12 protein-coding genes and 1 rRNA gene are annotated in these 11873 nt (G+C 70.3%); 3 read left to right on the top strand and 10 right to left on the bottom strand.

The genetic code is table 11. From position 1 onward, the window contains the following. Nucleotides 1–337: 337 nt before the first annotated feature. Nucleotides 338–616 (bottom strand): glutaredoxin family protein, encoded by a 279-nt coding sequence (locus tag ACVW19_RS19150; RefSeq protein ID WP_457460563.1) that lies wholly within the window; start codon nucleotides 614–616, stop codon nucleotides 338–340. A 198-nt stretch (nucleotides 617–814) separates the two neighbouring features. Between ACVW19_RS19150 and ACVW19_RS19145 the strand changes: the two genes are divergently transcribed. The 3 genes from ACVW19_RS19145 (at nucleotide 815) to ACVW19_RS19135 (ending at nucleotide 4482) form a co-directional block, all read left to right on the top strand. Further along, a complete protein-coding gene (locus tag ACVW19_RS19145; RefSeq protein ID WP_202280485.1) occupies nucleotides 815–1726 on the top strand; it encodes an HAD family hydrolase in 912 nt (303 codons plus the stop codon). 446 nt (nucleotides 1727–2172) lie between these two features. After that, nucleotides 2173–2982, top strand: coding sequence for an ECF subfamily RNA polymerase sigma factor, BldN family (locus tag ACVW19_RS19140; protein ID WP_457460562.1), 810 nt, complete (start codon nucleotides 2173–2175; stop codon nucleotides 2980–2982). A gap of 252 nt (nucleotides 2983–3234) precedes the next feature. Continuing rightward, on the top strand, nucleotides 3235–4482 hold the full coding sequence (locus ACVW19_RS19135) for a DUF5667 domain-containing protein (RefSeq protein ID WP_457460561.1): 1248 nt from the start codon (nucleotides 3235–3237) through the stop codon (nucleotides 4480–4482). A 107-nt stretch (nucleotides 4483–4589) separates the two neighbouring features. Here ACVW19_RS19135 and ACVW19_RS19130 read toward each other — a convergent pair whose 3' ends face one another. The 9 genes from ACVW19_RS19130 to rrf form a co-directional block, all read right to left on the bottom strand. After that, complete coding sequence (locus tag ACVW19_RS19130; RefSeq protein WP_457460560.1) at nucleotides 4590–5705, bottom strand: lysophospholipid acyltransferase family protein; 1116 nt, start codon at nucleotides 5703–5705, stop codon at nucleotides 4590–4592. Between the two features lie 13 nt (nucleotides 5706–5718). Continuing rightward, complete coding sequence (locus tag ACVW19_RS19125) at nucleotides 5719–6783, bottom strand: NAD-dependent epimerase/dehydratase family protein (protein ID WP_457460559.1); 1065 nt, start codon at nucleotides 6781–6783, stop codon at nucleotides 5719–5721. Between the two features lie 186 nt (nucleotides 6784–6969). Further along, nucleotides 6970–7068, bottom strand: a complete 99-nt coding sequence (locus tag ACVW19_RS19120; RefSeq protein ID WP_003948845.1) for a 30S ribosomal protein bS22 — start codon at nucleotides 7066–7068, stop codon at nucleotides 6970–6972. 155 nt (nucleotides 7069–7223) lie between these two features. Then, nucleotides 7224–7436: a helix-turn-helix domain-containing protein gene (locus ACVW19_RS19115; protein ID WP_457460558.1), complete on the bottom strand. Its 213-nt coding sequence runs from the start codon at nucleotides 7434–7436 to the stop codon at nucleotides 7224–7226. Nucleotides 7437–7565: 129 nt separating this feature from the next. Then, nucleotides 7566–8417, bottom strand: coding sequence for a phosphatase (locus ACVW19_RS19110; protein WP_457460557.1), 852 nt, complete (start codon nucleotides 8415–8417; stop codon nucleotides 7566–7568). A 125-nt stretch (nucleotides 8418–8542) separates the two neighbouring features. After that, entirely contained in the window at nucleotides 8543–9715 is a 1173-nt protein-coding gene (locus ACVW19_RS19105) for an acetoin utilization protein AcuC (RefSeq protein ID WP_457460556.1), read from the bottom strand. Then, nucleotides 9666–10925: an MFS transporter gene (locus tag ACVW19_RS19100; RefSeq protein WP_457460555.1), complete on the bottom strand. Its 1260-nt coding sequence runs from the start codon at nucleotides 10923–10925 to the stop codon at nucleotides 9666–9668. The genes ACVW19_RS19105 and ACVW19_RS19100 overlap by 50 nt, the downstream gene beginning before the upstream one ends. 66 nt (nucleotides 10926–10991) lie before the next feature. After that, a complete protein-coding gene (locus ACVW19_RS19095; protein WP_457460554.1) occupies nucleotides 10992–11636 on the bottom strand; it encodes an HAD family hydrolase in 645 nt (214 codons plus the stop codon). A gap of 61 nt (nucleotides 11637–11697) precedes the next feature. Further along, nucleotides 11698–11814: ribosomal RNA gene (gene rrf, locus ACVW19_RS19090) — 5S ribosomal RNA — on the bottom strand. Between the last annotated feature and the right edge of the window lie 59 nt (nucleotides 11815–11873).

Below are 11873 nucleotides of genomic sequence, written 5' to 3'. Positions count from 1 at the left end.
GGCTTCAGGCGGTCATACGTCCCCGGACCGCCCCGTCGGATGCAGGCTATGTCTTTGTGAACGCGTGCACAAAGATGGTGTCCGATTTGCCCACCCAACGTGACCGGGGTCACGCGTCCCCGGCGCAGCCGTGTGGAACCGACGCACGAGCACCATCGCTCCCTTTGTTCTGGGGGCAAAACAGCACACCCTCCTCTGTGTATCCCGCCCCCGAGACCAAGCCGCCATCGATTCTAAGCGACTTTTCCGCCACTTTGGACTGGTTGGTCAGTTATGGATCAGTGGTCCTGACCACCCCCGGTCGGCCGGTCAGACCCCCGGTCGGCCGGTCGGCCGGTCAGCCGGTCAGGGCTTTACGAAGGCGGCCCTCGTCGACGCGCCAGAACGTGTGCTGGCGGCCGTCGACGAGAACAACCGGGATCTGCTCCCAGTACCGCTCATGCAGTTCCGGGTCCTCGGTGATGTCCTTGCCCTCCCACGCGACCCCGAGCTCACCGCACACCTTCTCCACCACGACCTGTGCGTCGTCACACAGGTGACAGCCGGGCTTACGGATGAGGGTGACGAGACGATCCTGCGGGGCTTCGCGGCGAAAGAGCGGACTCATGCCAGCCATTCTCACCCTGCGGCGGTGCAGGGGAACCCCTCTGCGGCCACTGTGACGCTGAGTGCCGTACGGGGCCCGCGTCCCGGACCGCCCCGAGCCGGCCCCGTCCGCCGGGAGGGGCACTTTAACGACACGGACGCGCAGAGTTCACGGTGTCCAAACCTCTCAGGTCCGGAACCGCCGACCGGACTGGTTATGCTCAACGCCATGGCCGCTCTCGGATGGCTCACCCCCCGTAGGCGCTCCGCCACGGCGCGGAGCGTGTTGGCAGGCGAGGCCTCGGCGGAGGCTGCCCGCAAATCCACTCAGGAAGTTTCCGCCCGTGAACCGGAGTTCCCGGTTCACGGCGACGACCGGGCCGCCGCGTTCTTCGACCTGGACAACACGGTGATGCAGGGCGCGGCCCTGTTCCACTTCGGGCGGGGCCTGTACAAGCGGAAGTTCTTCGAGACGCGCGACCTCGCGCGGTTCGCGTGGCAGCAGACGTGGTTCCGGCTGGCCGGCGTCGAGGACCCCGAGCACATGCAGGACGCGCGCGACTCGGCGCTCTCCATCGTCAAGGGCCACCGGGTCTCCGAGCTGAAGTCCATCGGCGAGGAGATCTACGACGAGTACATGGCCGGGCGGATCTGGCCGGGTACGCGGGCACTGGCGCAGGCCCACCTGGACGCCGGACAGCGGGTGTGGCTGGTCACGGCGGCGCCGGTGGAGATCGCCCAGGTGATCGCGCGGCGCCTGGGCCTGACCGGGGCGCTGGGGACGGTGGCCGAGTCCATCGGAGGCGTGTACACCGGCAAACTCGTGGGCGAGCCGCTGCACGGCCCGGCGAAGGCGGAGGCCGTACGCGCGCTGGCGGCGGCGGAGAACCTGGACCTGGACCACTGCGCCGCGTACAGCGACTCGCACAACGACATCCCGATGCTCTCGCTGGTCGGGCACCCGTACGCGATCAACCCGGACTCCAAGCTGCGCAAGCACGCCCGCGCGATGGACTGGCGCCTGCGCGACTACCGGACGGGCCGCAAGGCGGCGAAGGTCGGCATCCCGGCGGCCGCGGGTGTGGGCGCGGTGGCCGGCGGCACGGCGGCGGCCATCGCGATGCACCGCCGCCGGCGCTGAGCCCGGCGGCGCTGAGCCTGACGGCCCTGAGCCCGGCGGCGCTCCCGCGCACGCCGGGTGACCAGTCAACTCGGCGGCGACGGACACCCGTACGGCCGCAGGCCTGATCAGCGGGGAACAAAAGTGGCGCCCCGCCCGCAACCCGGCCAATCCAACTGCCGTACCCCGCAACCCCCCTGTCCAGTCCTCTTGGCTGCACACGGCCACAACATGCCCCGTACCGAACCGGGAAGCGAAGCTTTTCAGTCAACGTTCGATCAACATCGGTTACTTGAATGTGTGTCAACAGGCCACGGAAGCGACGTAATCGATGATTTGAGCAACTCGGTGTAGCAGCGCCTGCACGAAGCGTTATTCTCCTCAGACGCATTCGGGTACCCCTCCGTCGCTACGACGGGTGAACGGCCCGTACTGCACGTGATGGAAGCTCTGCCTCTGGGAGTCCCGTGTACCCACACGTCGGGGTTGACGACTCGGGCCTGACCGCACTGCGCACCGCAGTCGTCACGGCCCGGGAGTTGCTGCGCGGCTTCGTCCCCACCGCGTACGCCGTCCCCGCTTTCGCCACCGCCACCGTCGGCCCCTGCTACGCCCTCGCCGACCCGCCCGTCGGCCCCAGCTACGCCCTCACCGACGACAGCGCCGCGGCGGCCAGGCGCGGACGCTCGTCCGGCCCGGCCACCGCGCGCCGTCCCGCCGCGGACAGCGACAGCGCCCGGATGATGGACCTCGTGGAGCGCGCCCAGGCCGGCGAGGCCGACGCCTTCGGACGGCTCTACGACCAGTACAGCGACACCGTGTACCGCTACATCTACTACCGGGTGGGCAACAAGTCGACCGCCGAGGACCTCACCAGCGAGACCTTCCTGCGGGCACTCCGCCGCATCGGCACCTTCACCTGGCAGGGGCGCGACTTCGGCGCCTGGCTCGTCACCATCGCCCGCAACCTGGTCGCCGACCACTTCAAGTCCAGCCGCTTCCGCCTCGAAATCACCACCGGGGAGATGCTCGACGCCAACGAGGTCGAGCGGTCCCCGGAGGACTCCGTCCTCGAACACCTCTCCAACGCCGCCCTCCTCGATGCCGTACGACGGCTCAACCCCCAACAGCGCGAATGCGTCACGCTCCGATTCCTCCAGGGCCTCTCCGTCGCGGAGACCGCCCGCGCGATGGGCAAGAACGAGGGGGCGATCAAGACCCTCCAGTACCGGGCCGTCCGCACCCTCGCCCGGCTCCTCCCGGAGGACACGCGCTGAGCGGAACGCACCCGCATCGACGACGCACCCTTCGTGACGACCAACTCACCGTCAGTGATGCCCCGTTGACTCCCCCAACCGATCCTCCGGCACGCGTAACCCAAGTACCGCGCCGCTCGTTGTGCGGGATGCAGGCTCCCTGTGGTCACTCCCCACCGCCTCCGATCACCCGATCGTGTGGACATGGTCGGGGAGCGGAACCCTCAGGACCCCCTGGGGAGTCGATCGTCATGACGAGAGGAGGTGCCGCCAGTGATCGCGAAGGTATCGGCGCACCGGCGGGCGAACGCCTTCGCCCAGGCCCTGGAGGAGCAGTCCGACCGGGTCACAGCGGCCGAGCAGCCCGAAGGATCGGCACCGGGACCGGCCGCCGCGAAGACGGAACAGGAGCGGCTGCTCACGCTCGCCGCCGGTCTCGGCGCGCTGCCCAAGCCGGAGCTGGATCCCGAGGTCAAGGTCGTCCAGCGGGCCCGACTGGTGGCTGCCTTCGAGGCCATGCTCCAGGAAGGCACCGCGGTGGGCGAGGCAGCGGATGCGTCCGTGCCCGAACAGCGTTCACGCCGCGCCCGGGGCGCTCACCGGGCGACCCCCCTGGGGAAGCTGAGACCGCGCTCACGGCTGGCCAAGGGGCTCACCGCGGGCGGGCTCGGCATCACCGTGGCCGCCGGCGCCCTCGGCGGAGTCTCCGCCGCCAGCTCCGACGCCCTGCCCGGTGACTCGCTCTACGGCCTCAAGCGCGGCATAGAGGACGTCAAGCTCGGCCTGGCCGATGGCAACGACGAGCGTGGCCGCGTCCTCCTCGACCACGCCTCCACCCGGCTCAGCGAGGCCCGCCGGCTGATGGAGCGCGAACGCAGCGGTTCCCTCGACCACGAATCGGTCGGCGAGATCCGCCGCGCCCTGTCCGGCATGCGGCACGACGCGTCCGAAGGCCATCGGCTGCTGCGCGAGGCGTACCGTCTCGACCCGGACTCCCTGGGTCCCATGCAGGCCCTCTCCTCCTTCTCCCACTCGCACCGGCAGGCCTGGGGTTCCCTGCGAGACAGACTGCCCGCGCAGCTCGGGGACGTCAGCGAGCAGGTGTCGTCGGTGTTCGACGCCATAGACGAGGATGTCGCGCCGCTGCAGTCCCTGCTCCCCGACCCACCGGCCCGGGGCGACGGCGACAGCGGCGAGCGGCGGGGCGGCCCCGGGGCCACACCCGGCGCCCCGTCCGGTGCCGACCGTTCCCAGGCGCCCGGTACCGGCACCGACGGCCCCGACCAGGACAGCACCGGCAACAGCGACCCCAGCCGGTCCGCCGACTCCGAGGACGAGAGCGACAGCCTGCTCGGCGGCAACAGCGGCGGGCTGCTCGACCCGCCGGAGGAGACCGGCGTCAGCACCACACCGCCGTCCACCGGCGGCACCACCCCGCCCGCCCAGCCCGACGTCACCCTCCCGCCCCTCCTGCCCGGCCTGCTCCCGGGGTTGGGCATCGACAGCGAGACCGCCGACTAGAGCGGACTGGAGCGAGCTGGAGCGGACTGAGCGGCAGGCCGTACGTGGTCGGGGTGCCCCTTTGCGACAAGGGGCACCCCGACCACGTACGCACGTCCGTCCGCTCTCTAGAAGAACACCGACCTCCGCTGGACCAGCAGCTTGTAGAGGGTGTGCTGGATCTGCTCCCGGACCTGGTCGGTCAGGTTGAACATCAGCATCGGGTCCTCGGCCGCCTCCGGCGGATAGTTCTCCGTGTGGATCGGCTCACCGAACTGGATCGTCCACTTCGTCGGCAGCGGGATCGCGCCGAGCGGACCGAGCCACGGGAAGGTCGGCGTCAGCGGGAAGTACGGAAGGCCGAGCAGCCGGGCGACGGTCCGGCCGTTGCCGATCATCGGGTAGATCTCCTCCGCCCCGACGATCGAGCACGGGATGATCGGCGTCCGCGCGCGCAGCGCCGTGGACACGAAACCGCCGCGCCCGAAGCGCTGGAGCTTGTAGCGGTCGGCGAAGGGCTTGCCGAGGCCCTTGAAGCCCTCCGGCATCACCCCGACCAGCTCCCCCTGCTCCAGCAGCCGTGCCGCGTCCTCGGCACAGGCCAGGGTGTGGCCGAGCTTGCGGGCGAGTTCGTTGACCACCGGCAGCATGAACACCAGGTCCGCCGCGAGCAGCCGCAGATGCCGGTCGGCCGGATGGTTGTCGTGGACGGCGACCTGCATCATCAGACCGTCCATCGGCAACGTCCCGGAGTGGTTGGCGACGATCAGGGCGCCGCCCTCCGCGGGGATGTTCTCGATGCCCTTCACCTCGACCCGGAAGTACTTCTCGTACACCGGGCGCAGCAGCGACATCAGGACCTGGTCGGTGAGCTCCTCGTCGTAGCCGAAGTCGTCGACCGCGTAGTCCCCCGTGAGCCGACGGCGCAGGAAGGCCAGACCACTGGCGACACGCCGGTCCAGGCCGCCTTCGTCCGGGCGTGCGCCGTCGCCTGCGACCGGCTCCCGGGGCCGGGGTTCGCGGGGGTCACGGTGTTCGCCGGGCGCCGGGGCGTCGTCCTTCGCGGGCGCCCTGCCCGGCAGGGGCTGGACCTCGCCCATCGAGGCGGCCCCGGCGCCCTTGCGCCGGCTGCCCGCGCCACGGCGTCGCGACGGGCGCTGCGCCGAGCCCCCGGCACCGCCTGTGCCCCCCGCACCCCCGCGGGAACGGTCGTCGTCGAACGGAATGACCTTGGCGTCCGCCATCTTGCTGCGCTCCTCAGTTGGCGCTCTGCTTCGGGGGGTGACCGCTGCCCGGCAGGGGCAGTGCGGCGATCCGGTCGACGGTCCTCGCGAGGACCTCCGGCGGAAGCAGTCCGGGGCCACGACTGCGCACGAAGTCCGTGAACGTTTCTGCAGTCGTGTGCTTCGGTGTGAAGCCCAGTGTCTCGCGCATCTGGTCCGTCGCCACCACCCGGCCGTGTGTGAGCAGCCGGATCTGCTCCGGTGAGAAGTCCGACATCCCCAGCGTACGCACCAACGAGCCCGCCCAGGTGACCGCCGGGAGCAGCAGCGGCACGATGGGCCGGCCGAGCCGCCGCGCGCACTGGGACAGCAGCAGGACACCGTCGCCGGCGATGTTGAAGGTGCCGCTGTTGAGCGTGGAGCGCCGGGGTTCGTGCGCGGCCAGGCGCAGCACCTCGAGCACATCGTCCTCGTGTACGAACTGCAGCCGCGGGTCGTAGCCGAACACGGTCGGCAGGACCGGCAGCGAGAAGTACGAGGCGAGCGGGCTGTCCGCGGCGGGGCCCAGGATGTTGGCGAACCTGAGCACGCACACGGCGACGTCCGGGCGGCGGCGCGCGAAGCCACGCACATAGCCCTCGACCTCGACCGCGTCCTTCGCGAACCCGCCGCTGGGCAGGGACTTGGGCGGAGTCGTCTCGGTGAAGACCGCCGGGTCGCGGGACGCGGAGCCGTAGACGTTCGTACTGGACTTCACCACCAGGCGTTCGACGCGCGGGGACTTCTGACAGGCACCGAGCAGCTGCATGGTGCCGATGACGTTGGTCTCCTTGAGCGCCGTCCGGCTGCTGCCGCCGGCGAGCGGTGTGCCCGTCACGTCCAGGTGCACGACGGTGTCGGCACCGGCCTCCGCGAGCACGCGCGCGACGGTGGGCTGCCGGATGTCGGTCTGGACGAAGTCGGCATCGCCCAGATGGTGCGCGGGCCGGACCGCGTCCACGGCGACGACCCGTTCCACATCCGGGTCACGCTGGATCCGTCGGACGAAACGGCCCCCCAAAGGGCGGGCCACTCCCGTCACGAGCACGACCTTTCCCAAGACCGGTGCCTCCCTCTTGCCTACGTCCTGCCCGCCAACCTAACGGGTCACGGTCGCTCTGTGGTGCCCACTCGATACCTGAAGTGACGACAACCGGGGAGAGGCGAACGGACCCGGCCAAACGTAAAGACAGTGGCCCCCCACCTCGTCGGTGGGGGGCCACTGGACACGCTTCCGCGACGTCGCTTACTTCTTGTTGCGACGCTGAACGCGCGTGCGCTTGAGCAGCTTGCGGTGCTTCTTCTTGGCCATCCGCTTGCGCCGCTTCTTGATAACAGAGCCCACGACTACCCTCGCTCACTTCTCATCACTCGGTGTTTGGGCGCCATGGGCCCACACGACCTACGAGGGGCAAGCCTACCCGCCCGAGCGCTGAGGTCGTAATCGAGGAGATCAGGGAGGCCCGCGAGTGTCCTGTACGGGTCCTCCCCGGTTCGCCGTCAGGCGGTGTCCACCCCCACATAGCTCTCGCGGAGGTACTCGTGAACCGCTTGCTCCGGGACGCGGAAGGACCGCCCCACCCGGATCGCGGGCAGATGACCGCTGTGCACCAGCCGGTACACGGTCATCTTCGACACTCGCATCACCGCGGCGACCTCCGCCACGGTAAGGAACTGAACCTCGTTCAGAGGCCTTTCGCCAGCTGCAGCCATGACACACCTGAACCTTCCGCACTCGACGGCCACCGGCTTCCCCTTCCGGTGACTCTTCGTCGTTGCGTGCTCACTCCCCAATGTAGGGGCGGGTGATGCGAGTGGGGAAGAGGTGTACCCATCGGCGGCCTACTGTGACAGACAGGCTCGATTGAGTACGTAGCGGGTCAGCGGCACATAGTGATCGGACCGCGCTCCGTCATCAAGCGGAACCACCACCGACACACACCCCTCGGCCTCCCCCACGAACGGGGCGGGGTCGTTCACATCGGCCAGCGCGATGGCCTCGAACCCCAGCTGACCTGCCCCGCAGGCCCAGCCGTGGTCTCCGATCACCAGCCCGGGAAGCGGCCCGCCGGCCTCGGCGGCCCCGGCGAGCGCGGTCCGAACCGGGAGCGGCGAGTGCGTGTGTGCGCCGGGTTCACCACCGGGGCGTTCGGGGTCCGCGCCCCGGACGAGCGCGACTCCCCGGACGTAGTCGAGGCGGTACGTGCGTAGACCGAACCGGGTCGTTATGTCGACAGAGCGACCCCGCGCCGGGGTGAGGACGTCACATCCCGCCGCCGACAGGGCGTCTGCCAGAGCGGCGTAGAAACCGAGCAGCCGGTGCGGGTGGCCGGTGCCGAGCAGCACGGGCACACCGCTTCGGGCGGCGACCACGAGACGCTCCGCACAGGCGTCCAGGGCCGCCAGGGTCCGCTCCGGGTCGATCACATCATGCCCGGAAACGTGGCGAGGATCGGCCGAAACACCACACCTGTCCGCCATCAACTCGATCAATTCCCGCTGGCTCCACACCCGTTCCGGGTCCAGGCCGATCAGCAGGCGTGGATCCCGGGCGGCGAAGAGCCGGTAACTCCGCAGGCTCTCCTCCCGCGTGGTGGCCACGACCCCGGCCAGCCGGGCGGCCAGCAGATGCCTGCGAAGGCCGACGCGATCGGCGCGATCGGCGAAGTCAGTGGGGCCAGTGGTGGTCGGCACGGGAGCGATGGTGCGCGACCCGGAGCCCGGGCGCCCCGGGAAACGGGAAACACCGCACGGTTGGCGTAAGAGCCCCGAGCGGAACCCGCTTCAGAGCCGGGCCGCGGAGCCCGGCTCCGGCCCGTTCACGCCAGCAGCCCCCGCAGCGGGAACGCCGCTCGGCGAGTCGCCAGGACCGCCTGGTCCAGCCGGTCCGCCGGGTCGTAGCCGGCCTCCCAGGGCGCCCAGGACACGGGCCACCGGCCGTCGGTCATCCGCGCCGGACCCAGTTGCCGGGTCCGGGCGTACACCTCCTGCCGCCAGCTCTCGGGGATCACCGTCGCCGGATCCACCGGTCGCTCGGCCGCGATCGCCACCAGATGGGTCCAGGACCGCGGCACGACCTCCACCACCGCGTACCCGCCACCGCCCAGGGCCACCCAGCGCCCTTCGGCGTGCTCGTGTGCCAGCTCGTGGCACGCCACCTGCACCGCGCGCTGCGCGTCCAGCGACACCGCCAGATGCGCCAGCGGATCCTCGAAGTGCGTGTCGGCGCCGTGCTGGGTCACCAGCACCTGCGGCCGGAAGTCCTCGAGCAGCTCCGGCACCACTGCGTGGAACGCCCGCAGCCATCCCGCGTCCCCGGTCCCGGCCGGCAGGGCCACATTGACCGCGCTGCCCTCCGCGCTGTCCGCCCCCGTCTCCTCCGGCCATCCGGTCTGCGGGAACAGCGTCCGGGGGTGCTCGTGCAACGACACCGTCAGCACCCGCGGGTCCTCCCAGAACGCCGCCTGCACGCCGTCCCCGTGATGCACGTCGACGTCCACGTACGCGACGCGCTCGGCCCCCAGTTCCAGGAGCCGGGCGATGGCCAGCGCGGCGTCGTTGTACACGCAGAAACCCGAGGCCGCCCCCGGCATCGCGTGGTGCAGTCCGCCGGCGAAGTTCACCGCGTGCAGCGCGTCCCCGCGCCACACCGCCTCCGCCGCGCCCACCGACTGCCCCGCGATCAGCGCCGACACCTCGTGCATCCCGGTGAAGGCGGGATCGTCCATCGTCCCCAGTCCGTACGACGGGTCCGCCGCCGCCGGGTCCGCCGAGGCCACCCGCACCGCACGGATGTAGTCCTCGCGGTGCACCAGCCGCAGCGTCGAGTCCCCGGCCGTCTTCGCGGCGACCACCGCCACCTCGCGGTCCAGCCCGAACGCGCCCACCAGGCTCCGGGTCAGCGCGAGCCGCACCGGGTCCATCGGATGGTCCCGGCCGAAGTCATAACCCGTTACTGCCTCGTCCCACATCAGCTGTGTGCGGCCGCTCATGCCCGCCACCGTACCGGTCCGGTTCGGGCGCGAACGACCTGGCGTACACCAATGTCACCAGCACCAAAACCATCGGCACGAGCATCGCCCCGCGATAACTCCAGGCGTCCCCGAGCACCCCGACCAACGGGGAACCGATCAGGAACCCCACATAGTTGAAGACGTTGAGGCGTGCCACGGCCGCGTCCGAGGCCCCCGGGCCGCCCTGCGCGAAAGCGCGCCGGCCCGCCGCCGCGAAGGTCTGCGGCACCAGCACACAGAGCCCCAGCCCCAGCAGTGTGAACCCCAGCATCCCCACCCACGCCCCGGGCGCCCCGGCCACCACGGCGAACCCCGCCGCCGCCGACAGCGCCCCGGCCCGCACCACCCCCACGGCCCCGAACCGCCGCACCCCGAAGTCGCCGAGTGTCCGCCCCAGCAGCGTGGTGACCATGTAGACGTTGTACGGAACGGTCGCCGACTGCTCCGAACTCCCCAGCACGTCCTGGAGGTACTTCGCGCTCCAGTTCGAGACCGTCGAGTCCCCGATGTACGCCACCGTCATCACCACACACAGCGGCAACAGCAGCTTGAAGGTGACGGCCCCACCCGCGCCCCCGGCTCTCACCGCCGCCTCCGTCACGGGCACGCCGTCCCCGTCGTGCCCGCTGCCCTCACCGTCGACGTACCACCGGCTCCCGACCAGCACCGCCGGCATCAGCACCAGCACGACCGGCAGATACGACACCCACAGCGCCAACTGCCAGTGCGCCCCCACCCATGCGAGCGACGCCCCGGCGATCCCGCCCAGGCTGTAGGCGGCGTGGAAACTCAGCATGATGCTGCGCCCGTACGCCCGCTGCAGACTCACCCCCAACATGTTCATCGAGGCGTCCAGCGCCCCCACCGCCAGCCCGAACGCGGCCAGCGACACAGCCAGCCCGGCCAGTTGCTCCCCGGCCCCGACCCCGAGCAGCGCCAGCAGCACGACCGGCTGCGACCACCGCAGCACCCGGCTCGCCGGCACCCGCCGCACCAGCCGTTCCGTCGTCACACTCCCGATACCGGCCAGGACGGGCACCGCGGCGAGAAAAACCGGCAGCAACGCGTCGGAGACCCCGTACCGGTTCTGGATGGCCGGAATCCGCGTCACGAGCAGAGCGAAGGCGACGCCCTGCACGAGGAAGCCGAACGCCAACGAGGCCCTGCCGCGCCGCAGCACATCAGTCATGGCGGCGAGCGTAGGGCCCCGGTGTACTGGTGGGTAGGTCCGGCCAAAGATGAATTCCGCTCGGTTTCAGCGGAGCAGTTCCGTCAACTCCCGCATGTCGGCGAAGAGTCGAGTGGCCCCGGCGAGCTTCTCGGCCGGCGTCATCGAGGCGAACCCGTACACGTCCATCCCGGCCGCGACCGCGGCCTGGACGCCGAGAGGGCTGTCCTCGACCACGACACACCGCTCCGGTGCGACACCCATCCGCTCGGCCGTGTGCAGGAAGAGGTCCGGTTCCGGCTTGCCCCGTCCCACATCCTGCGAGCTGAAGATCCGCTCGTCGTCGAACCACCGGTCCAGCCCGGTCGTGCGGTGCCCCACCCGGATCCGCTCATGGCTCCCGGACGAGGCGACACAGTACGGCACACCGTCGGCGGCCAGCCGCTCCAGTACGTCCACGGCACCGGTGATCGGCTTCAACTCCCGCTCGAACGCGGCGAAGACACGGGCGTGGAACACGTCGTCGAAGTCGGCCGGCAACCGCTGCCCGGTCCTCTGCTCCACCAGGTCGTGCACCCGATGCATGGCGGATCCCATGTAGTCGTGGATGGAGTCCTCGTACGACGTCGGATGCCCGAGCTCGGTGAGATAGCCGGCCAGCAGCCGGTTGGAAATGGGCTCGCTGTCGACGAGGACACCGTCGTTGTCAAAAATGACCAGGTCATAGTGCATAACCTCGACCTTAAATGCAGAAAGCCCCGCACCATATCGGTGCGGGGCTCTCCCACAATTTGTTCGGCGGCGTCCTACTCTCCCACAGGGTCCCCCCTGCAGTACCATCGGCGCTCTGGGGCTTAGCTTCCGGGTTCGGAATGTGACCGGGCGTTTCCCCCACGCTATGACCACCGAAACACTATGAAACACTCAACCGCACCACACCACAGGCACGGGCGTGGGGTCGTTCGTGGT

The organism is Streptomyces sp. TE5632 (genome assembly GCF_054061295.1).
Note: the sequence above shows the minus strand (reverse complement) of the source record. Positions and strands in the feature narration are given on the sequence as shown.